The 21,021-nt window shown below is 72.5% G+C and carries 20 protein-coding genes; 14 read left to right on the top strand and 6 right to left on the bottom strand.

All coding sequences use genetic code 11. From position 1 onward, the window contains the following. Positions 1–111: 111 nt before the first annotated feature. Entirely contained in the window at positions 112–1,053 is a 942-nt protein-coding gene (gene nudC / locus ACGRHY_RS08500; protein ID WP_394637969.1) for an NAD(+) diphosphatase, read from the top strand. A gap of 154 nt (positions 1,054–1,207) precedes the next feature. On the opposite strand, the gene ACGRHY_RS08495 is transcribed toward nudC, so the two are convergent. Further along, a complete protein-coding gene (locus ACGRHY_RS08495) occupies positions 1,208–1,450 on the bottom strand; it encodes a mycoredoxin (RefSeq protein ID WP_394634774.1) in 243 nt (80 codons plus the stop codon). Positions 1,451–1,627: 177 nt separating this feature from the next. On the opposite strand from ACGRHY_RS08495, the gene ACGRHY_RS08490 reads away from it, so the two are divergent. The 4 genes from ACGRHY_RS08490 (at position 1,628) to ACGRHY_RS08475 (ending at position 5,147) form a co-directional block, all read left to right on the top strand. Next, positions 1,628–3,868, top strand: coding sequence for an ATP-dependent DNA helicase UvrD2 (locus ACGRHY_RS08490; RefSeq protein ID WP_394634773.1), 2,241 nt, complete (start codon positions 1,628–1,630; stop codon positions 3,866–3,868). 149 nt (positions 3,869–4,017) lie between these two features. After that, a complete protein-coding gene (locus ACGRHY_RS08485; RefSeq protein WP_394634772.1) occupies positions 4,018–4,332 on the top strand; it encodes a hypothetical protein in 315 nt (104 codons plus the stop codon). 132 nt (positions 4,333–4,464) lie between these two features. After that, positions 4,465–4,827, top strand: a complete 363-nt coding sequence (locus ACGRHY_RS08480; protein WP_394634771.1) for a WhiB family transcriptional regulator — start codon at positions 4,465–4,467, stop codon at positions 4,825–4,827. Beyond that, positions 4,824–5,147, top strand: a complete 324-nt coding sequence (locus ACGRHY_RS08475) for a putative WhiB-interacting protein (protein ID WP_394634770.1) — start codon at positions 4,824–4,826, stop codon at positions 5,145–5,147. The genes ACGRHY_RS08480 and ACGRHY_RS08475 overlap by 4 nt, the downstream gene beginning before the upstream one ends. Before the next feature lie 190 nt (positions 5,148–5,337). Here ACGRHY_RS08475 and ACGRHY_RS08470 read toward each other — a convergent pair whose 3' ends face one another. Both ACGRHY_RS08470 and ACGRHY_RS08465 read right to left on the bottom strand, forming a co-directional pair. After that, the gene (locus ACGRHY_RS08470) at positions 5,338–6,741 is read right to left on the bottom strand and encodes an ABC1 kinase family protein (protein ID WP_394634769.1); all 1,404 of its coding nucleotides are present in this window, start codon (positions 6,739–6,741) and stop codon (positions 5,338–5,340) included. Between the two features lie 54 nt (positions 6,742–6,795). After that, a complete protein-coding gene (locus ACGRHY_RS08465; RefSeq protein WP_394634768.1) occupies positions 6,796–7,911 on the bottom strand; it encodes a ThiF family adenylyltransferase in 1,116 nt (371 codons plus the stop codon). A 267-nt stretch (positions 7,912–8,178) separates the two neighbouring features. Here ACGRHY_RS08465 and ACGRHY_RS08460 point away from each other — a divergent pair, with 267 nt between their 5' ends. The 4 genes from ACGRHY_RS08460 (at position 8,179) to ACGRHY_RS08445 (ending at position 11,895) form a co-directional block, all read left to right on the top strand. Continuing rightward, positions 8,179–8,781: a M48 metallopeptidase family protein gene (locus ACGRHY_RS08460; protein WP_394634767.1), complete on the top strand. Its 603-nt coding sequence runs from the start codon at positions 8,179–8,181 to the stop codon at positions 8,779–8,781. A gap of 69 nt (positions 8,782–8,850) precedes the next feature. Further along, positions 8,851–10,422 carry a TerD family protein gene (locus ACGRHY_RS08455; RefSeq protein WP_394634766.1) on the top strand — a complete coding sequence of 524 codons (1,572 nt, stop codon included), beginning with the start codon at positions 8,851–8,853 and terminating at the stop codon, positions 10,420–10,422. 11 nt (positions 10,423–10,433) lie between these two features. Continuing rightward, complete coding sequence (locus tag ACGRHY_RS08450) at positions 10,434–11,126, top strand: AIM24 family protein (RefSeq protein ID WP_394634765.1); 693 nt, start codon at positions 10,434–10,436, stop codon at positions 11,124–11,126. Positions 11,127–11,142: 16 nt separating this feature from the next. After that, positions 11,143–11,895 carry an AIM24 family protein gene (locus ACGRHY_RS08445; protein ID WP_394634764.1) on the top strand — a complete coding sequence of 251 codons (753 nt, stop codon included), beginning with the start codon at positions 11,143–11,145 and terminating at the stop codon, positions 11,893–11,895. Positions 11,896–11,943: 48 nt separating this feature from the next. On the opposite strand, the gene ACGRHY_RS08440 is transcribed toward ACGRHY_RS08445, so the two are convergent. Together ACGRHY_RS08440 and ACGRHY_RS08435 are read right to left on the bottom strand one after the other, a co-directional pair. After that, a complete protein-coding gene (locus ACGRHY_RS08440; protein WP_394634763.1) occupies positions 11,944–12,471 on the bottom strand; it encodes an NUDIX hydrolase in 528 nt (175 codons plus the stop codon). Continuing rightward, positions 12,468–13,931, bottom strand: a complete 1,464-nt coding sequence (locus tag ACGRHY_RS08435; protein ID WP_394634762.1) for a zinc-dependent metalloprotease — start codon at positions 13,929–13,931, stop codon at positions 12,468–12,470. The genes ACGRHY_RS08440 and ACGRHY_RS08435 overlap by 4 nt, the downstream gene beginning before the upstream one ends. A 146-nt stretch (positions 13,932–14,077) precedes the next feature. On the opposite strand from ACGRHY_RS08435, the gene ACGRHY_RS08430 reads away from it, so the two are divergent. From ACGRHY_RS08430 to ACGRHY_RS08415, 4 genes are all read left to right on the top strand, one after another. Continuing rightward, positions 14,078–15,187, top strand: a complete 1,110-nt coding sequence (locus ACGRHY_RS08430; RefSeq protein ID WP_394634761.1) for an SDR family oxidoreductase — start codon at positions 14,078–14,080, stop codon at positions 15,185–15,187. 71 nt (positions 15,188–15,258) lie between these two features. After that, positions 15,259–15,717, top strand: a complete 459-nt coding sequence (locus ACGRHY_RS08425) for a molybdenum cofactor biosynthesis protein MoaE (protein WP_394634760.1) — start codon at positions 15,259–15,261, stop codon at positions 15,715–15,717. Between the two features lie 229 nt (positions 15,718–15,946). Beyond that, positions 15,947–16,195, top strand: a complete 249-nt coding sequence (locus tag ACGRHY_RS08420; RefSeq protein WP_394634759.1) for a hypothetical protein — start codon at positions 15,947–15,949, stop codon at positions 16,193–16,195. A gap of 25 nt (positions 16,196–16,220) precedes the next feature. Next, positions 16,221–17,309 (top strand): YlbL family protein, encoded by a 1,089-nt coding sequence (locus ACGRHY_RS08415; protein ID WP_394634758.1) that lies wholly within the window; start codon positions 16,221–16,223, stop codon positions 17,307–17,309. A gap of 46 nt (positions 17,310–17,355) precedes the next feature. On the opposite strand, the gene ACGRHY_RS08410 is transcribed toward ACGRHY_RS08415, so the two are convergent. After that, positions 17,356–17,934, bottom strand: a complete 579-nt coding sequence (locus tag ACGRHY_RS08410; RefSeq protein WP_394634757.1) for a PPA1309 family protein — start codon at positions 17,932–17,934, stop codon at positions 17,356–17,358. 113 nt (positions 17,935–18,047) lie between these two features. Between ACGRHY_RS08410 and ACGRHY_RS08405 the strand changes: the two genes are divergently transcribed. Next, positions 18,048–21,008 (top strand): UPF0182 family membrane protein, encoded by a 2,961-nt coding sequence (locus ACGRHY_RS08405; protein WP_394634756.1) that lies wholly within the window; start codon positions 18,048–18,050, stop codon positions 21,006–21,008. Positions 21,009–21,021 lie beyond the last annotated feature (13 nt).

Raw genomic sequence — 21,021 nt, 5'->3', positions numbered from 1 at the left:
CGGACGGAGAGGGACGGGTCTTCCACCGCACCCGGACTGCACGGGATGGTCCGGCGGCCGTCGTACGCACCCGAACCACCGCTCACGCAGCAGGGGAAGTTGGTAGCAGCCGTGATCACCTGGCCCGACCACACCACCGACCGTCCTCCGATCACGCTCACCGCCACCGGCGGCATAGACCGGGCCTCCCACCACCGGCTGGACGAGGCCTGGCTCGGGGCGGCCTGGAGCCACCCGACGACCCGCTGCTTCGTGGTGTCCGGCGGGCAGGTGCTGATCGAGGACACCGGGGACGGCCGCGCCGAGCTGGTGACCATGCCCTCCTTCGACGCCCCGCTGACCGAGGCGCACCGCTACTTCCTCGGCATCGACGAGGACGGCGTGCGCTACTTCGCGCTGCAGAAGGACGCGCTGCCCGGCCGGATGGACGACGCGGCCCGGCCGGCCGGGCTGCGGGAGGCGGGCACGCTGCTCTCCGAGCGCGACGCCCAGCTGATGGTGCACGCCGTGGCCCTGGAGAACTGGCAGCGCATGCACCGTTTCTGCTCGCGCTGCGGCGAGCGCACGGTCATCGCCGCCGCCGGCCACATCCGCCGCTGCCCGGCCTGCGGCGGTGAGCACTACCCGCGCACCGACCCGGCCGTGATCATGCTGGTGACGGACCCGGGGGGCCGCGCGCTGCTGGGCCGTCAGGTGCACTGGCCCAAGGGCCGCTTCTCCACGCTCGCGGGCTTCGTGGAGCCGGGCGAGTCCATAGAGCAGGCGGTCGTCCGAGAGGCGGGCGAGGAGGCGGGCGTCACGATCGGCAGGGTCGAGTACGTCGCCAGCCAGCCGTGGCCCTTCCCGTCCAGTCTGATGCTGGGTTTCGTGGCGCACGCCACCTCCACCGAGATCCGGGTGGACGGCGAGGAGATCGAGGAGGCCCGCTGGTTCTCCCGCGAGGAACTGCGCGCCGCGTTCGCCTCCGGCGAGGTGCTGCCGCCGTCGGGCATCTCGATCGCGGCCCGGCTGATCGAGCTGTGGTACGGGCAGCCGCTGCCGGGCCCGCTGTGACGGGCCGCGCCGTCGAGGCCCTGATCGAAGCCCTGGCAGAGGACCGGACCGGGGAGGCCCTCGGGAGATGCCGGTGTCCGGTCAGGACTGAGACACCGGCCGTCCGCCGCGGGCCGGCTCACCGGGCCCGCGGCGGACGGCCGGCGGTGGCGCGTCAGGCGCCCAGAACGGCCCTCACCGTCGCGATCGAGGGGTTGGGCAGTGCCGAGCCGTCGGGGAAGAGCACGGTCGGGACCAGCTGGTTGCCGTTGTTGACCTTCTCGACGAAGGCCGCGGCCTCCGGGTCGTGCTCGATGTTGACCTCGGTGTACGCGATTCCCTCGCGGTCCATCTGGCCCTTGAGCCGACGGCAGTAGCCGCACCAGGTGGTGCTGTACATCGTGACCGTTCCCGCCATGGGTTCTCGTGCTCCTCGTCTCGGCGTGTCGGCGTACTGGCATCGGTGGAACGTTCAACCGGCCGGTCTCATTCCCGACGCCCGGACCGGGGCCGGCGCGAGGCGTTCCTGCTACGAGTTCCGGCCGCCTGTGGACGACGGTTACCGGCCCCTCGGCCGACCTGGCAGCATGGCGGGGTGACAGCAGCAACGCCCTCCCCCCTCTTCCCGCACGTACCCGACTCGCCCGATGCGGTGCTCGAAGGACTCGATCCCGAGCAGCGCGAGGTGGCGACGGCACTGCACGGCCCGGTGTGCGTGCTGGCGGGGGCCGGTACGGGCAAGACGCGCGCGATCACGCACCGGATCGCGTACGGGGTGCTGGCGGGGGTGCTCCCGCCCGCGAGCGTGCTGGCCGTCACCTTCACCAACCGCGCGGCGGGCGAGATGCGCGGGCGGCTGCGCCAGCTCGGCGCGGGCGGTGTGCAGGCCCGCACCTTCCACTCCGCCGCCCTGCGCCAGTTGCAGTTCTTCTGGCCGAAGGCGATCGGCGGCGATCTGCCGCGTCTGCTGGAGCGCAAGGTCCAGCTCGTCGCCGAGGCCGCGGCACGCTGCCGCATTCGGCTCGACCGCAACGAACTGCGCGATGTGACGGGCGAGATCGAGTGGGCCAAGGTCACCCAGAGCGTCCCGGAGGACTATCCGGCCGCGATGGCGAAGTCCTCGCGCGAGGCCCCGCGCGACCCGGCCGAGGTCAGCCGGATCTACGGGCTCTACGAGCAGCTCAAGCGCGAGCGCTCGGTCATCGACTTCGAGGACGTGCTGCTGCTCATGGTCGGCATCCTGCAGGAGCGGCCGGACATCGCCGACACCGTGCGGCGGCAGTACCAGCACTTCGTGGTGGACGAGTACCAGGACGTCAGCCCCCTGCAGCAGCGGCTGCTGGAGCTGTGGCTGGGGGACCGGGAGAGCATCTGCGTCGTCGGCGACGCCAGCCAGACGATCTACTCCTTCACCGGGGCCACCCCCGACCACCTGCTCGACTTCCGCGCCCGGCACCCCGGCGCCACGGTGGTGAAGCTGGTGCGCGACTACCGCTCCACGCCGCAGGTGGTGCATCTGGCCAACGGGCTGCTGGCCCAGGCCCGGGGCCGGGCCGCCGAGCACCGGCTGGAGCTGCTCTCCCAGCGCGAGGCCGGGCCCGAGCCCGTCTACACCGAGTACCCGGACGAGCCCGCCGAGGCCGAGGGCGTCGCCCGCCGCATCCGGGAGCTGATGGACGCCGGAGTCCCCGCCAGCGAGGTCGCGGTGCTCTACCGCGTCAACGCCCAGTCCGAGGTCTACGAACAGGCCCTGGCGGACGCGGGGGTGCCCTACCAACTGCGCGGCGCCGAGAGGTTCTTCGAACGGCCCGAGGTGCGCGAGGCCGGCGTCGCCCTGCGCGGTGCGGCACGCGCCGGGGGCAACGACCCGCTGCTGGCCGATGCCGTGGACCTCCCCTCCCAGGTCCGTGCGGTGCTCGGCGGTACCGGCTGGACGCCGCAGCCCCCGGCCGGATCGGGAGCGGTACGCGACCGCTGGGAGTCCCTGGCCGCCCTGGTGCGGCTGGCCGAGGACTTCGTGCGGGCCCGGCCGCAGGCGGCACTGGCCGACCTCGTGGCCGAACTGGACGAGCGGGCGAACGCCCAGCACGCCCCCACCGTCGAGGGCGTCACCCTCGCCTCGCTGCACTCGGCCAAGGGCCTGGAGTGGGACGCGGTCTTCCTGGTCGGCCTGACGGACGGGACGCTGCCGATCAGTTACGCGAAGACCGACGAGCAGGTCGAGGAGGAGCGCCGGCTGCTCTATGTGGGCGTAACCCGGGCCCGGCGCCACCTCTCCTTGTCCTGGGCGCTGTCACGCTCGCCGGGAGGCCGGGGCGGACGCCGCCCGAGCCGGTTCCTGGCGGGGCTGCGGCCCGGCTCCTCGCCGGACGGCGGCCGAGCCGGCGGCGCAGGCGGGGTGGAGCGCGGCGGCGGACGGTCGCGCAGGCGGCGCGGTCCGGTGCGGTGCCGGGTGTGCGGGCGCACCCTCACCGACGCGGGCGAGATCAAGCTGATGCGCTGCGAGGGCTGCCCCTCCGACCTCGACGAGGAGCTGTACGAGCGGCTGCGCGAGTGGCGCTCGGCCCAGGCACGGCAGCTCGGCCAGCCGGCCTACTGCGTCTTCACCGACAAGACCCTCATGGCGATCGCCGAGGCCCTGCCCGACAACGAGGCGGAGCTGGCGCGGATCCCAGGCGTGGGCGGGCGCAAACTCCAGAGGTTCGGCGCCGATGTGCTGGCCCTGTGCGCGGGCGAGGAGATCGGTGCGGACCACGGGGAAGCTGCGGGCGAACAAGCGGACGAAGAGATTCCGGAATCTGTCACAGAGGCTGTTACGAATCCGCCGGGAAAATAGTTTGCGCGGGCCGTCCAAACCCTCATAGCCTTCCGGACATGGACGAGCGGGGCCTACTGGCTCCATCGGATCCATGCTGTACTGAACCCTGAACGTCCGGATCGACACACCCGATCGATCCCCCAAGCGCCGAGAGGAGGCGAGCTTCGATGACCACGATCACCAGGATCACGACGGAACCGACCGGTCGCGAGGTCCTCGCCTCCTGCCTGCTCGGCTCCCGCCTGTCCGGCACCCGTGCCTTCGGTTTCGCGGCCGCGCGTCCGGCCTCCCTCGCGGTTCTGTCGATTCGCGAGCGGGTCAGCGAGCGACCGACCCAGGCACCCGCGGTAGTGGCGGCGGCACAGGCTGACGCCTATGCCCTCACCGGCGCGGCCAACGGTGCCGGCAACGGACAGAAGCAGGCCAAGCACCACACGATGTGGGCCTTCCGTGGGCTCGAACCCTGGAGAGATCCAGCCTGATCGGCACGATCAGGTCGGCACCTTCCAGGGCCGCGGAACCCACACCGGGATCCGCGGCCCTTCTGTTTTCCCCAAGTGACCCGGCCACCAGCCGGGTCGAAGAGACGACACACAGACGAGGAATCCACCGCCGTGCACATCCAGACGCACGCCCCGTCCGTACAGCCCGACCCGATCCGAACGTCCGATTCCACGGAGGACCCCTTGACCCCGCTCACCACGCTCACCGAGCTCGACGACGCCATCGAGCGTCTCGGTGTGGCCGTGCCCTGCCGCAGCTACGACCCGGAGGTCTTCTTCGCCGAGTCGCCGGCCGACGTGGAGTACGCCAAGTCCCTCTGCCAGACCTGCCCGCTGCGCGAGGCCTGCCTCGCCGGTGCGAAGGACCGCCGCGAGCCCTGGGGTGTCTGGGGCGGCGAGCTGTTCGTCCAGGGGGTGGTCGTTCCCCGCAAGCGGCCGCGTGGCCGCCCCCGCAAGAACCCGGTCACGGCATGAACACCGTCGGCACGATCGATCACCCCGCGACGCACGGTCCCGAGCTGCGTCCCTTCCCGAAGCCGGATTCCGCTATGACCCTCAACACCGACAACCACGCAAGCACACAGCCCGAGGCCACCGCCTCGCCCCGGAACAGGACCCGCGACATGCAACTCATCCCAGAAGCCATGGCCCGCGCCCATATGCGTGAACGCATGCGGGTGGCCGAGTCTGAACAACTCGGCCACCGGGTGATCACCGCCCGCCGTATGCAGCGCCGTGCCGAACGGGCCTCCCTGCGGGCCCGACGCGCGCTGGCCCTGGCCATCATGCAGTGACGGCTCACCGGCTCCGGCCACCGCCGGAGCCGGTGACCGCTCCCGTCCGCCGACCCTGACGGACCGAGGACGAGGCCGGACGGACGGCCGGGAGCAGAGGACAACGACAGAGGACGGGGGCCGGGGCGGTGACGCCCCGGCCCCCGCGTCCTTCCGCGCGGGCGCGGCGAGTCCCGGCCGCCCGGGGCGTTCAGGCGGAGGTCTCCGTCACCTCTGCCTCCTCCCCGGCACCGTCGAAGTACTCCTCCTCGTCCTCCTCCGGCAGGAAACCGGGCACCCACGCCTCCATCTCCTCGTGCATGCGCACCTGTGCGCCGAGCTGGCACAGCACACCGATCGTGCTGAGCGTCACCCGGTGGATCAGCAGGTAGGAAGGCGGCAGGTTGAGCTGCTTGCCCAGCTGGTAGGCGGGTGAACGCGGATCGGCGATCCTCGCGGCCTGCTCCCGCATCCAGTCCCGGGAGAAGACGAACTCCTCCGCCTGCGCCGGTTCGATGATCGGCAGGAGGTACTCCAGCACCGCGTCCGGGTCCAGCTCGACGGACGGCTTGATGAACCCCTCGTCGCACAGCAACTCGTGGACCGCCTCCGCATCGCCGTCGAGCGCCATCCGCAGCGCGACGCCGATCGTCGGCGGCAGCCCCTCCGGCAGTCGGTCGACCGTGCCGAAGTCCATCACCCCCAGCCGCCACCGCTCGGGCGGCCCGTCAGGGGCGTCGCCGGTCAGCAGCCGGAAGTTACCCGGATGCGGGTCGGCGTGCAGCAGCCCGGTGCGGGCCGTGCCGGAGAAGAGGAAACGCGCCAGCAACTGCCCGGCCCGGTCCCTCTCCTCACGGCTGCCGTCCCCGATCACATCGGCCAGCGGCACACCCTCCAGCCACTCGGTGACCAGCACCTGGTCGCACTGGTACACCACGTCCGGCACCCGCACGTCCGGGTCGCCGGCGAATTCCTCCGCATACGCCCGCTGCGCCCGCGCCTCCAGTTCGTAGTCCAGTTCCTCGCTGAGCCGGTCGCGCATCTCCGAGACCAGCGGCTTGATGTCCACCCCCGGAATGAGCGGGCCCAGCAGCCGGACGAACCGCCCCAGCTGGTTCAGGTCCGACAGCAGCGCCTCACCGGCACCGGGGTACTGCACCTTCACGGCCACCGGGCGGCCGTCGTGCCAGATCCCGCGGTGCACCTGCCCGATCGAGGCCGCCGCCGAGGGCTTGTCCTCGAACTCCTCGAACAGCTCCCGCCAGTCCTCGCCCATGCGCTCGGCCAGCACGGCGTGCACCGTGGCCACCGGCATCGGCGGCGCCGCCTCCTGGAGTTTGGTCAGCGCCGCGCGGTAGGGGCCGGCCACCTCCTCCGGGAGCGCCGACTCGAAGACCGACAGCGCCTGGCCGAACTTCATGGCACCCCCCTTCAGCTCTCCGAGGACCTTGAACAGCTGCTCGGCGGTGCGCTGCTGCAACTCCTGCCCGACCAGGTCCGCGGAGTACCCGCCGATCCGCTTGCCCAGCCCCCAGGTCGCACGCCCCGCCATCCCCAGCGGCAGCGCGGCCAGCTTGGCGGTACGGGTGACGGCCTTACGCGGAAGATCCGACATGTGCCCCTCCAACTTCCCGACAGCACGACCAGGTGGCAGCGCCGAGGACAGCGGTCATGTGGCCATTGTGGACCGCCGGGCCCCGTCCGCCGAGAGCGGGCGGCCGTCGTGCCCGGAAGCCGCGCCGCACGGACACTCCGGACGAGGCGGCACCGGCTCGCACTCGGCGCGCAGCCGCGGCAGTACCCAGTGCTGCCGCGAGTCCGTGACACAGCTCTCGTCCCCGTCCAGGAAACTCAGCGCGCAGGAGGCGGTGGCCCCCGCGACCACCGTCGCCAGCGCCACGTCGCAGGCGGGCACCGCCGACCGCCGTGCCGACCTCCACTGTGCCACCACCAGCGGCCAGGTGGGTTCCCGCTCGGTGCACCCGAGCATCAGGCACTCCGCACAGGCCGCCGTGCCCGGCAGTACCAGCGGCCCCACGAAGCCGGTGGCCTCGACGACACCGGCGTACAGATGCGGCTGCCCGCTCCGGATCAGCTCCTCGGCCGCGCCGGGATCCGGGGCGTAGGCGGCCAGGCCGTCGCGCGGGGCGATCACCACCAGAGCGAGTGCCGGCGTGCCGTCCCCCCGGCCGGGGCGGGGCGGCCGGGCCCCGGCGGCCGCCCGCCGTACCGCCCGGCCCGCGGCCGAGGCCCGCCGCTCGCCGGTCCGGTCGGGGGCGATGCCCCCGGGGGCGGTGTCCCACGGTGCCACGCAGCCTCCGTCCACCACGTCCACCTGCCCCACCCCGGCCGCCGACAGCAGTGCCGCCACCGTCGCTCCGACCCGTCCCGCGCCACGCACCTGTACCCGGGCCGCCGCCCGGGCGGCCAGCCGGCGCACCCCACCGCCCGGCTCGGGCCGGAGCACCGAGAGCGATCCCAGGTCCGGGCGGAGCCGGTCGTCCACCCGGGCCGCCGCCCGCCGGTGAGCCGTGGCGTCGTCCAGCAGTCCCGCGGCCGTCAGCCGTGCCACCAGCCGGTCGGCCGCGTCCGCCCCGAGCCCCATCGACTCGGCGGCCTGTCTGAGCTGCGGAAGGCTGCGGGTACCGTCGAGAAGCTCCAGGAAACCGCCGGTCGCGGTGTCCACCGGACCCAGCAGCACCGCGTGCGCGGGCGCCACTCCGTACCGCACGGTGTTCCGGTCCCGCCAGGCACGCCGGAGCGCGGGTTTGATCATCGGATGCACGGCAGCCCCCTGAACCATTGCTGAGCCATTGCTCAACCACTTCTGAGTCACTCCCGGCGCACCCGGCGCCGGGGAGAAGACCGGACGGACCCAGCCTGCGTCCTCCGCCGCGGCCTCAGCGGAGAGCCGTCCACAGGGAGCGGCGTTCGTCATACCGGGTGTGCGGGGGCGCTCAGGAGGCGCGTTACCGGCTCGCGCGCAGGCGTGCGTCCCCGCGAGTGCCCCGGAGGCGGGACTTCCACCGATGCCGGCGGGTAACGTCGTGGCATGCCCGCAGACCCGCTGAACAGCGTCGAGAAGCCGGGCCCCGGCCCGGACGGCGCGGCCGCGGGCGGCACGGCGCCGCGGCCGGACGCGGTCGAGGTCCGCCGCAGCACACGCCGCCGCCGTACGGTCTCCGCCTACCGGGAGGGCGGCCGCACCGTCGTCCTCATCCCGGCCCGGATGTCGGAGGAGGAGGAGCGGCGCTGGGTGGGCGTCATGCTCGACAAGCTGGCCGCCCAGGAGAGCAGGAGGACACTCGACGACGGGGAGCTGGCCGCCCGCGCGGTGCGGCTGTCCGAGCAGTACCTGCTCGGGCGCGCCCGCCCGGCCACCGTGCGCTGGGTCACCAACCAGAACACCCGCTGGGGCTCGTGCACCCCCGCCGAGGGCAGCATCCGCCTCTCCCACCGTCTGCAGGGAATGCCGGAGTACGTCCTGGACTACGTCCTCCTGCACGAGCTGGCCCATCTGCTGGTACCGGGTCACGGCCCACAGTTCTGGCGGCTGCTGGAGACCTATCCGCGTACGGAGAGGGCCCGGGGATTCCTCGAGGGCGTGATCGCCGCGGGCCGGCTGCCCAATCTTCCCCGCGACGGGGGCGAGTGAGCCGCGGGGAGCACCGGTTAGCCTGGCGCAACGCAATTCACCGCTTAGGACGGGGGACGGTCGTCACGCATGGCCAGGGAATTCCAACGAGGCCACAAGGCCAAGATCAGCGACCTGACGGCCGGGACGGACCTGTACGTGGGCGTACGGATCTCCGCGCCGGGGCTGTCCTTCGACATCAGCTGCTTCGGTCTCGACGCCGACGAGCGGCTGGCGGACGACCGATACTTCGTCTTCTTCAACCAGCCCGAGTCACCGGAGGGGGCGATCCGGCTGCTGGGAGCCCAGGCGGGCGACACCGAATCCTTCAGGGTGACGCTGGACCGCATTCCCGCGAACATCCAGAAGCTCTCCTTCACCGCCACGATCGACGGCGACGGGCAGATGTCCCGGACCGATCCCGGCTATCTGCGGGTCGTCGCGGGCGGTGAGGAGGTCGTGCGCTATTCGTTCGACGGCTCGGAGTTCACCACCGAGCGGGCCGTGATGCTCGGCGACTTCTACCTCAAGGACGTCTGGCGCTTCGCGGCTGTCGGGCAGGGGTTCGACGGAGGGCTGGAGGCGTTGCTGAAGCACTTCGGCGGCGAGGTGATGGAGGAGGAGCCCGCACCCGCTCCCGCACCGGCCCCGCAGGCGGCGCCCGGTTTCGCGCCGCCCGCCGGACCGGCGCCCGGCTTCGCGCCCCCGGCGGCCCCCGCGGCTCCGCGGCAGGCTCCCGCACCGGCACCCGCGCCCGCCCGGCAGCCCTTCGGGCAGCCGGCGCAGCCCGCCGCGCCCCCCTACGGGGGCGGGCCCGTCCAGCCCGGGTTCCCCGGACAGGCGGCCCCGCCCGTTCCGCCCCCGTCCGCCCCGATACCCCCGGCCCCCGACGCCCCGGGCCAGGCCGTGCCCAACCCCTTCGGGCAGCCGCAGGCTCCGCAGCAGCCCTTCGGGCAGGCCCCCGGCCACCCCGGTGCCCCGCCGGTGCCCCAGGGACCTGCGGCCGGCATCGGCGCCGCGCTGGAGAAGTACCGCGAGGCGCCCACCGGGCAGCGCTGGACCCTGCAGAACCCGGCGCTGATCCGCGCCGACCTCTCCCACGACGGCCGGGGCGTCCTCGCGCGCCAGGGCAGCATGGTGCTCTACCAGGGCAAGGTCGACTTCTCCCACAAGGGCGCCGGGTTCGCGGGCCGGATCATCGGCAACGCCACCGGCCAGGAGATGCAGCTCATGCGCTGCACCGGCCGCGGCCAGGTGTTCTTCGCCGAGAACGCCGCGCACGTCCACCCCATCGAGCTCCAGGGCGACGCCGTCTGCGTCTCCGCCGACAACGTGCTCGCCTTCGACGAGACCCTCCAGTACGAGGTGCGCCGGATCGACGGCCACGGCATCCCCGGCGGTGCGCTGTTCACCATGCAGTTCCAGGGCACCGGAACCGTCGTGGTCAAGACGCAGGGCACCCCGGTCGTCCTGCCCGTCACCCCGACCACCTTCGCCGACAGCCAGGCCGTCGTCGCCTGGTCCGCCGCGGCCCAGGTGATCATCTCCAGCCAGGTGCGGCTGCGCCGCAACGCCTACCCGGGCCACAGCGGGGAGACCGTGAACCTCCAGTTCCGCGGCGCGCCCGGCAACTTCATCGTCGTCCAGCCCTACGAGGTCTGAGGGAGCCCGTCATGGACCACACAGCGATCCCGGGGGTCCCTGGCCACGCCCCGGCCCCGCCCGCCGCCCGCATGGAGAACCACGGCTCGCACATGGTGAAGATCGCCATGGCCGGCGGCCAGGACGTCTTCGCCCGTTCCGGCTCGATGGTCGCCTACGAGGGCTTCGTCCAGTACGAGGCCAATCCGCCGGCCGTCCGGCAGGCCGCCTCGCAGTGGCTCACCGGAGAAGGCGCCCCGCTGATGAAGTGCAGCGGCGACGGACTGCTCTACCTGGCCGACTACGGCGCCGACGTCGTCTGCCTGAACCTCGACAACGAGGCCGTCTCCGTCAACGGCACCAACCTCCTCGCCTTCGACGCCCACCTCCAGTGGGGTGTCGAGCGCGTCAAGGGTCTGGCGAAGTTCTCCGGACAGGGCATGTTCAACGTCGGGATGTCCGGTACCGGCTGGGTCGCCCTCACCTCCCGCGGCACCCCCGTCGTCGTGGACTGCGGACGCGGCGAGGACGAGACGTACGTCGACCCCGACGCACTGGTGGCCTGGTCCTCGGGGCTGAGGATGAAGGGCAAGCGGAGCATGAAGGCGGGCGCGCTGATCGGCCGGGGCAGTGGCGAGGCGTACCAGATCGCCTTCTCCGGCCGGGGATTCGTCGTCGTACAGCCCAGCGAGGACAGCGCCGACCGCCTGCGCGTGCGGGGCTGAGGGGGAAGGAAGAACCATGCAGAGTCCGCTCTTCGGCCACACCGAGGTGCAGAGCCAGGACCGCTACGCCCTGCAGAACCCGCAACTGCTGCGGGTCCTGCTCGGCGGCCAGGACGACGTGCTCGCCCGCAAGGGCGCGATGGTCGCCTACCAGGGCCTGATGGAGTTCGACGGGGAGTACGAGAGCGGTGGCCGGCGCCGCGGGCGGTCGCGGACCGGCGAGGGCCTGGATCTGATGCGCTGCTCCGGGCAGGGCACGGTCTACCTGGCCAATCTCGCCCAGTACATCCACATCATGGACGTGGAGTCCGAGGGCCTGACGGTCGACAGCTCCTACGTGCTGGCGCTGGACTCCTCCCTGCACTGGGAGGTGATCGCCGTTGACAGCCAGTCCGGGATCTCCGGCTCCGGCGCGTACAACCTCAACATCACAGGGCACGGCAAGGTCGCGCTGATGACCTCCGGCCAGCCCCTCGCGCTCCAGGTCGCCCCGGAGCGGTACGTCAGCGCCGACTCCGACGCGGTGGTCGCCTGGTCCAGCTCGCTGCGGGTGCAGATGCAGGCCCAGACCAGCTCCCAGAGCGTGTTCCGCCGGCGGGGCGGCACGGGGGAGGGCTGGGAGCTGAACTTCACGGGCCAGGGCTTCGCCCTCGTCCAGCCCAGCGAGCTGCTGCCACCGCAGAACGCGGCAGCCGGCCCGGGCGCGCAGTACGGCATGGGCCAGCACGGCGCACGCGGCCAGAACCAGGGCAACATCTGGACCAACTGAACGGCAGGAAGACCCGGGGCGCGCGGGCGCTGCCCGCGCGCCCCGGTGTCACAGCAGTGCGCGGGCGCGGTCCGCCAGCCGTACGACGGAGTCGTCGGCCACGTCCGCGACCTCCTCCCAGTCGAACCAGCGCAGTTCCAGCGACTCCTCGCCGGCCTTCTCGGCCGCGCCCTCGGGCGCCAGGGCGGCGTACTGCACGTCCAGGTGCCAGGCGCACGGCGTGTGGTGCCGGTCGAGGCGGACGGGCCCGCCCGGCAGCAGGGCGAGCCCCCCGATACCCGACTCCTCGGCCGCCTCCCGCAGGGCGGCCCCGGCGAGTGCGGTGTCGCCGGGCTCGCAGTGCCCGCCCGTCTGGAGCCACATCCGCAGCTTGCGGTGGTGTGTCAGCAGGACGCGTCCGCGGCGCGGGTCCACCACCAGCGCGCTCGCCGTGATGTGCCCGTCCGCGCAGGACCGCCACACGCCGTCCGGGCGGGCGGCCAGATGTTCGCGGTACGCCAGGCGCAGCGCCTCCTGTACGCCGTCCGGCGCGGACCACTCCCTGAGCGTCCGCGCCGCGTCCTCGTGCAGGCTCACCGGGCGCCGCCGCGCTCGTCCCCGCCGTCCCCGTGCTCGTCCCCGCCGTCCGGGTCCGGGCCGCGCCCGCCCTCTGTGCCGCCCTCCGCGCCGGACTCCTTGCCCAGCAGCCCCTCCAGCTCGGAGAAGTCCAGCTGCTCGCGGTGGACGAAGCCGTCCGGGTCGTCGAGGTCCTCGGCGGTCGGCAGCATGTCCGGATGCGCCCACAGCCCGTCGCGGCCGTCCACCCCGCGGGCGTCGGTGAGCGAGGCCCACAGCCGGGAGGCGTCGCGCAGCCGCCGGGGCCGCAGTTCCAGTCCGATCAGCGTGGCGAACGTCTGCTCGGCCGGACCGCCGCCGGCGCGGCGGCGGCGCAGCGTCTCGCGCAGGGCGGAGGCGGACGGCAGATGGGGCTCGGCCGCGGCGTGGACCACCGCGTCCACCCAGCCCTCGACCAGCGCCAGCGCCGTCTCCAGCCGGGCCAGGGCCGCCTTCTGCTCGGGGGTGTCCTCGGGCTGGAACATGCCCTGCTGCAGCGCCTCCTGCAGCTCCTCCGGGCGTGAGGGGTCGAGCTGCCCGACGACGTCCTCCAGCTTGGCCGTGTCCACCCTGATCCCGCGCGCGTACCCCTCGACCGCGCCGAACAGGTGCGAGCGCAGCCACGGGACGTGGGCGAACAGCCTCTGGTGTGCCGCCTCGCGCAGTGCCAGGTAGAGCCGCACCTCCTCCAGGGGCACGCCCAGGCCCTCGCCGAAGGCCGCGATGTTGGCCGGCAGCAGCGCCGCCCGGCCCTTCGGCCCCAGCGGCAGCCCGATGTCGGTGGAGCCGACCACCTCGCCGGCCAGTACGCCCAGCGCGTGACCGATCTGGGTGCCGAACATCGCGCCGCCCATGGAGCGCATCATCCCCAGCAGCGGGCCGGCCATGGCCTGCATCTCCTCGGGGAGCACGTCGCCCATGGCCGCCCCGACCCGCTCGGCTACCGGGTCCACCAGGTCCTTCCACACCGGGAGGGTGGACTCCACCCACTCGGCGCGGCTCCAGGCGAGGGCCGAACCGGAGCCGGAGGGCAGCGAGGTCACGCCGTCCAGCCACAGGTCGGCCAGGCGTACGGCCTCCTCCACCGCCTTCCGTTCCCGCGGGCCGACGCTGGCGTCCTTGGTGCCGTCCGGGGTGCCCGCGGCGACGGTCTGCCGGGCGATGTCCTTGGCCATGTCCCAGTTGACCGGCCCGCCCTCGTAGCTGAGCATCTGGCCGAGCCGCTGGAACGCGGCACCCAGGTCGTTCGGGTCGAACCCGCCGGGCCCGCCGCCCAGCGATCCGAACATCGCCGCGAGCGGGTTGTCGGCGCCGCCAGTGCCGCCGAGCCCGAACGGGTTCTGCGGGCCGCCCTGACCGCCCTTGTCGCCCTTCTTCCGTCCGTCGTCGCCCTCCTCGGGCTCCTCGGGCGGCATGCCGAATCCGAATGGGATGTCACTCACGGGGTTCCTCGGCTCTGGTGGATGGGACGGTGGGACGTCGGTGGGATGGTGTGCGATGTGGCGGGCTCCACATCCAGCCTAGACACCTCTCGTGCAGGATGGAGCCTGCGCACGTCGTACCCAGAGACAACCGCGGGAGACACCGGGTGAGTTCCCAGGAGCCAAACGTTCGCGGTCCGCGTAACGGAGCCGCAGGGCCCGTCGTCGCGGTCACCGGCGCCGCATCGGGGGTCGGCGCGCTGCTCACCGAGCGGCTCGTCGCCTCCCCGGAGGCGGGGCGGGTCATCGCGCTCGACGAGCGCCGCGGCGCGGTGGACGGCGCGCAGTGGCACGTCCTGGACGTGCGGGACCCGGCCATCGCCGACCGGCTGCGCGGTGACGGCGAGCCGGTGGACACCGTGGTCCACCTCGCCCTCGACCTGGACCTGGAGACCGACCCCGCCGCGCGTACCGCCTACAACGTGCGCGGCACCCAGACCGTGCTGACCGCAGCCGCCGCCGCGGGCGTGCGCCGGGTGGTGCTGTGCACCTCGGCGATGGTCTACGGGGCCCTGCCCGACAACGACGTGCCGCTGGCCGAGGACGCCGAGCTGCGGGCGACCGCCGAGGCCACCGGGGTGGGCGACCTGCTGGAGATCGAACGCCTCGCCCGCCGCGCCCCCCGCGCGCACCCGGGACTGAACGTCACGGTCGTGCGCCCCACCGTCCTGGTCGGCGGCACCGACACCGCCCTGACCCGCTACTTCGAGTCCCCGCGCCTGCTGGTCGTGGCCGGCTCCCGGCCCTGCTGGCAGTTCTGCCACGTCGAGGACCTGGCCGGCGCCCTGGAGTACGCGGCGCTGGAGAAGGCGGAGGGCGAGCTGGCGGTCGGCTGCGACGGCTGGCTGGAGCAGGAGGAGGTCGAGGAGCTGTCCGGTATCCGCCGCATGGAGCTGCCCTCCGCCGTCGCGCTCGGCGCCGCCTCCCGGCTCCACCGCCTGGGGCTGACGCCCTCCCCGGCCGGTGACCTGGCGTACACCATGCATCCCTGGGTGGTCAGCGGCTCCCGGCTGCACGAGGCGGGCTGGCGGCCGAAGTGGACCAACGAGGAGGTGCTGGCCGCGCTGCTGGAGGAGGCGGCCGGGCGCCACGCGGTCGCGGGCCGCCGTCTGGGCCGCAAGGACGCCACCACGCTCGGCGCCGCGGGCGCGACCGTCGCCCTGGTGGGCACCGCGGCCCTGGTCAGGCGCGCCCGCAAGGCCCGCCGCCGGGTCTGACGCCGGAGGGCGGCACCGGTGTGTCGGCGGGCCGCCGCCGCGCGCCCGCGCCCGTACGGCACCATGGCCCCATGGCACAGACGTACGACCACCCCGGGGAGCGGGCGGCGCCCGACCCGGTCCGCCTCCTGGCGATCCGCGACACCCCGCTCTCCGTGGACGAGGTCCTCGCGGCCGTCGGCGACGCCTCGGCGGGCGGTACCGCGCTGTTCGCGGGCACTGTGCGCGACCACGACGGGGGTGCGGGGGTGACCGGGCTCGGCTACTCCTGCCACCCCACGGCCGAGGCCGAGCTCCGCCGGGTCGCGGAGGAGGTCGCGTCCGGTCTCCCCGTACGGGCGCTCGCCGCGGTCCACCGGGTGGGCGACCTGTCGGTCGGTGACCTGGCCGTGGTCGTCGCCGTCTCCTGCGCACACCGCGCCGAGGCGTTCGAGGCGTGCCGCCGCCTGATCGACGACCTGAAGCACCGGGTGCCGATCTGGAAGCACCAGACCTTCGCGGACGGCACCGAGGAGTGGGTGGGGGCCTAGGAGCCGGCCGGAACCCGCCGGTGCGCTCCCGGGCAGCTGTGCCATGGCCGCGCGGGGTGTGCCGGAGCGGTGGCCGGGAACAGTCCCCGCAGAGCCGGTGCCCAGGAGCGGGCGGTTTCCCGGGGCGTGGAGTTGCGGAAGGGCACCCCTGCCGGAACGGTTGAATCATCCGGGATCTAGTCTGCTCATAGGCCGTATCTCCGGCGCACTCGAGGATCGGGAGGTCACTGTGGCGGCACTCGCCTGGTTGCTGATTCCGTTCGTCGCCGCGGTCGGGGCGGCCGTGTGGTCCGTGTGGGCCTCGCGCAAACCCAGCGGTTTCGGGGACGCCGACGGGGTCGCCGGATACGAGGCCTTCCGCGCCGCCATGGAACGCCCGCACGGAAACGGGACGGAGCGGGAGGACCAGGGCGGCCGCGAGGGCTCCGCCGCCATGTCCCGCACGGCCCCGGACGGACGGGCCCACGCCGCCGACTGACGCGCGGTTCCCGTACTGTCGTGCCATGCCACGCCGGACCGCGACGATGCTCACCTCGACCCTGCTGCTCATAGCCGTGCTCTGCGCCGCGGTCCTCATCAGGGTGCCGTACGCCGAGATGTCACCGGGCCCCACCGTCAACACGCTCGGCGAGCACGACGGCGAACCGGTGCTGAGCGTCGAAGGCAGGAAGACCTACGAACCGTCCGGGCACCTGAACATGACCACCGTCCGCGTCACCGGCGCCGACTACCGGATGAACCTCGTGGAGGCCGTCTACGGCTGGCTGGCGGAGGACAGCGCCGTCGTCCCGCACGACACCCTCTACCCCGACGACAAGTCGGCCGAGCAGGTGCGCGAGGAGAACGCCGAGGAGTTCACCCAGTCGCTGGAGAGCGCCAAGGTCGCCGCCCTGCGGGAGCTGGACATCCCGGTCGGCGAGCGGGTGGTCGTCGCCTCCGTGGTCAGGGGCGGGCCGGCCGAGGACAGGCTGCACGCCGGGGACGTGATCACGGCCGTGGACGGCGAGGCCGTGGAGGAACCGGGCGACGTCGCCGAGCTGGTGACCGGCCACGAGCCCGGCGAGGACGTGGTCTTCACCGTCGTCCCGGCCAAGGACGCCCGGGCGGCCGAGAAGGCGGGCGAGGAGCCCACCGGCTCCCGGGAGGTCACCGTCACCACCGGTGAGGCCGACGACGACGGGCGGGCCGTCGTCGGGATCCGGGCGGGACTCGACCACACCTTCCCGTTCGAGATAGACATCGAACTGGCCGATGTCGGAGGTCCCAGCGCCGGGCTGATGTTCGCCCTCGGCATCATGGACAAGCTCGCCCCCGGCGACCTCACCGGCGGCGAGTTCGTGGCCGGTACGGGCACCATCGACGGCGAGGGGCGGGTCGGCCCGATCGGCGGCATAGGGATGAAGACCATCGCCGCCCGGGACAAGGGCGCCGAGTACTTCCTCACCCCCGAGGACAACTGCGCCAACGCCGCCCGCGACGTCCCCGAGGGACTGACCCTGGTGAAGGTCGGCACGATCGACGACGCCCTGGGCGCCCTGGAGGACATCCGGGCGGGGGAGACGGCCGGCCTGCCGCGGTGCGCGGCAGGCTGACCCGCTCCCCCTCGCCCGTCCGGCGGTCTCCGCCGCGGGCCGGCCGTCAGTCGCCGAAGGTCGCGGCCAGCGCCTCGGTGAGCCCGGGCACCAGATCGGGGCCGGTGAGCACCTCGGTCGGCGAGTCCTTCTCGCGCAGCCGCAGTGCGGACTCCCGGGCGCCGTCGCGCAGCACCGCCACGGTCATCCGGACCTCCTGGCGTTCGGGGTGCTCGGCCACCCAGCGGGCCAGTCGCTCCTCGGCGCCCTCCTCCTGGAGGTTCTCGGGTACGGACGCCTCCGCCGAAGGCGGCAGCATCAGCCGCTCCACCGTCATCGCGCACCCGGAGACCGCGCCGGGCCAGGCGATGGTGCCGAGGAACTCGTCCAGAGGGATCCCGGCGGGCAGTTCGTCCTGCTCGATGGGGGTGAGGGGGGCCGGGGCGGGGGCCTCGCCGCCCCCGCCCAGTCCGAGCTGCTCGGCCAGGGCGGGTTCCTCGGTGCGCAGCCGGTCGGTGTCGACCAGGGCGAACAGCCGGGCGGGCTGGTCCCAGCCCAGGCCCGAGACGTAATCGTCGATCTCGAGTACGGCGCGGGTCAGCGGGCTGGCGGCCAGAGGTGTGCCGTCGATTGGAAGGTTGTTCATCCTCATATCGTGCCGCTGAACCCCCCGGGAGCGGGAACCGGGTAAAGGTTCAGTAAGTTGCATGGGTGGGGCCCTAGCATTCGGGGCCAGTCCCATCCACTGCGATCTTCGAGGTGCGCACCTTGGCTTTCCAGATGCCGGACCGGGGCCCGGGCGGGCCCTCAGGACCAAGGATCAGTGTCGGCAGGCCCTCCAGGCGCGCCAAGACCCTGCTCATGACGGTGGGCGCGCTGGCCGTGCTGGCCATGCTCTTCGTCATGTTCGCGGGGTTCTGGACCGACTGGTTGTGGTATCGCTCGGTCCGATACACCACCGTCTTCACCACCACCCTGTGGACCAAGATCGGCATGTTCGCCGTCTTCGGTCTGCTGATGGCCGCGGCCGTCGGCTTCAACATCTGGCTGGCCCACCGGCTCAGGCCCCCGCTGAGCGCGATGTCGCTGGAGCAGCAGAACCTGGACCGCTACCGGATTGGCATCGCCCCGTACAAGAAATGGGTGCTCCTCGGGGTCACCGCGCTGGTGGGGCTGATCGCCGGCGCGTCGGCGGCCGGCCAGTGGCGCACCTGGCTGATGTGGGTGAACGCCGTCCCGTTCGGCACGGCCGACCCGCAGTTCGGCAAGGACGTGGCGTTCTACGCGTTCGACCTGCCCTGGTACCGCTTCCTGCTGAGCTTCGGCTTCGCGGCCGCGGTGCTCTCCCTGCTGGCCGCCGCGCTGGTGCACTACCTCTACGGAGGGCTGCGCCTGACCACCCCGGGCGCCCGCGCGACGTCCCAGGCCACCGGTCACCTCTCGGTGCTGCTCGGTGTCTTCGTGGCGCTCAAGGCGGTGGCGTACTGGCTCGACCGCTACGGCCTGGCGGTGAAGTCCGGTGACTTCAAGGCGACGGACAACTGGACGGGCCTGCGGTACGTCGACGCCAACGCCTACCTCCCGGCGAAGACGATCCTGTTCTTCATCGCCGCCATCTGCGCGGTGCTCTTCTTCGCCACCCTGTGGCGGCGCACCTGGCAGCTGCCGGTGATCGGCTTCGGCCTGATGGTCCTCTCGGCGATCCTGATCGGCGGCCTCTACCCGGCGATCGTGCAGAAGTTCCAGGTCCAGCCGAACGAGCAGGCCAAGGAGGCGCCGTACATCAAGAAGAACATCGACGCCACCCGTGACGCCTACGACATCGGCGACTCGAAGGTCTCGAACTACTCGGGGGAGAGCGAGGCGAGCAACGAGGAGCTGCGCGAAGCGGCGAACACCACCGCCAGCATCAGGCTGCTCGACCCGAACGTCGTCTCGCCCAGCTTCCAGCAGCTCCAGCAGGTCCGCAGCTACTACCAGTTCCCGGCCACCCTGGACGTGGACAGGTACTCCACCGAGGACGGCGCGGAGCAGGACACCGTCGTCGGTCTGCGCGAGATCAACATCAACGGCATCACCGAGCGCAACTGGATCAACGACCACTTCAAGTACACCCACGGCTTCGGCATGGTGGCCGGCAAGGGCACCGAGGTGGCCTCGACCGGCGCCCCCGCCTTCATCGAGAAGAACCTCCCGCCGGAGGGCGAGCTCGCCGAGGACGGCTACGAGCCGCGGGTCTACTACGGCGAGAAGACCACGCAGTACTCCATCGTCGGCGGCCCGCAGAAGGAACTGGACTACATCGCCGGCAGCGAGGAGAAGACCTACAGCTACAAGGGCGACAGCGGGGTCAGCCTGGGCAACATCGCCAACCGCGCGGCGTACGCGGTGGCCTTCAACGAGCCGCAGATCCTCTACTCGGGCGCGATCGGCGGGGGTTCGCGGGTCCTGTACAACCGCACGCCCAAGGAGCGCGTCGAGGCGGTGGCCCCCTGGCTGACCATCGACGGTGACCCGTACCCGGCGGTGGTGGGAGACCGCATCCAGTGGATCGTGGACGCCTACACCACGACCAACCAGTACCCCTACTCCTCCCGGACCACCCTGGGCGAGACCACGGCCGACGCGCTGACCGACGGTCAGCGGGCGGTCATCGCTCAGCAGAACCGGGTCAACTACATCCGCAACTCGGTCAAGGCCACCGTGGACGCCTACTCGGGCGAGGTGAAGCTCTACGAGTGGGACGACCGGGACCCGGTGCTGAAGACCTGGATGAAGGCCTTCCCCGGCACGGTCGAGCCGAAGGACGAGGTCAGCGATGAGCTGATGGACCACTTCCGTTACCCGCAGGACCTGTTCAAGGTCCAGCGCGAGCTGCTGACGCGCTACCACGTCACCAGTGCGAGCCAGTTCTACAGCGGCAGTGAACGCTGGCAGGTGCCGGACGACCCGACGCAGAAGGGCAACGCGGTCCCGCCGTACTACCTGAGCATGAAGATGCCGGACCAGGAGGAGCAGACCTTCTCCCTGACCACGACCTTCAACCCCAGCGGCCGTGAGACGCTCGGCGCCTTCATGGCGGTCAACGCCGACGCCCGCAGCGACGACTACGGGACCATCAGGATCCTGAAGCTGCCCTCCAACACCACGGTGTCCGGTCCGCAGCAGGTGCAGAGCCGGTTCAACTCCGACACCGACATCGCCAACGAGATCAACATCCTCAGGCGCGGTGACTCGGAGGTCGAGTACGGCAACCTGCTCACGGTGCCGCTGGAGGGCGGCCTGCTCTACGTCGAGCCGGTCTACGTCCGCGGCGCGGGCACCAACTACCCGCTGCTGCGCAAGGTGCTGGTGACCTACGGCGAGGAGACCGCCTTCGAGGACACCCTCGGCGAGGCGCTGAACGCCGTCTTCGGGGTCGAGGGCACCGAGGAGCCGCCGGCGGAGGAAGAGCCGCCTCCGGGCGAGGAGGAGACCACGCCGCCGCCTTCGGAGGGATCGGAGGACCCGACGGTGCAGGAGGCCCTCCAGGAAGCCCAGGAGGCGTTCGAGGCGGGCCAGGAGGCGCTGGGCAACCAGGACTGGGACGCCTACGGCCAGGCCCAGCAGGATCTGGAGGACGCGCTCGAGCGGGCCGCCGAGGCGCAGCGGTCGGCGGGCGGCGACGGCGGATCCGACGGCAAGAACTCCGACAACGACGAGGGACGCAAGGAAGAGTGAACCGGTGGTGAGT

This window comes from Streptomyces shinuiensis, from assembly GCF_043660855.1.
Taxonomy (GTDB): Bacteria; Actinomycetota; Actinomycetes; order Streptomycetales; family Streptomycetaceae; genus Streptomyces.
Note: the sequence above shows the minus strand (reverse complement) of the source record. Positions and strands in the feature narration are given on the sequence as shown.

Excerpts from the sequence above, each read along its gene's own strand:
- ACGRHY_RS08445 (WP_394634764.1), top strand. The coding sequence starts at position 11,143 with ATGCAGAGTCCGCTCTTCGGCCACACCGAGGTGCAGAGCCAGGACCGC.
- ACGRHY_RS08460 (WP_394634767.1), top strand. The coding sequence starts at position 8,179 with ATGCCCGCAGACCCGCTGAACAGCGTCGAGAAGCCGGGCCCCGGCCCG.
- ACGRHY_RS08425 (WP_394634760.1), top strand. The coding sequence starts at position 15,259 with ATGGCACAGACGTACGACCACCCCGGGGAGCGGGCGGCGCCCGACCCG.
- ACGRHY_RS08415 (WP_394634758.1), top strand. The coding sequence starts at position 16,221 with ATGCCACGCCGGACCGCGACGATGCTCACCTCGACCCTGCTGCTCATA.
- ACGRHY_RS08475 (WP_394634770.1), top strand. The coding sequence starts at position 4,824 with ATGAACACCGTCGGCACGATCGATCACCCCGCGACGCACGGTCCCGAG.
- ACGRHY_RS08410 (WP_394634757.1), bottom strand. The coding sequence starts at position 17,934 with ATGAACAACCTTCCAATCGACGGCACACCTCTGGCCGCCAGCCCGCTG.
- ACGRHY_RS08495 (WP_394634774.1), bottom strand. The coding sequence starts at position 1,450 with ATGGCGGGAACGGTCACGATGTACAGCACCACCTGGTGCGGCTACTGC.
- ACGRHY_RS08455 (WP_394634766.1), top strand. The coding sequence starts at position 8,851 with ATGGCCAGGGAATTCCAACGAGGCCACAAGGCCAAGATCAGCGACCTG.
- ACGRHY_RS08470 (WP_394634769.1), bottom strand. The coding sequence starts at position 6,741 with ATGTCGGATCTTCCGCGTAAGGCCGTCACCCGTACCGCCAAGCTGGCC.
- ACGRHY_RS08485 (WP_394634772.1), top strand. The coding sequence starts at position 4,018 with ATGACCACGATCACCAGGATCACGACGGAACCGACCGGTCGCGAGGTC.
- ACGRHY_RS08450 (WP_394634765.1), top strand. The coding sequence starts at position 10,434 with ATGGACCACACAGCGATCCCGGGGGTCCCTGGCCACGCCCCGGCCCCG.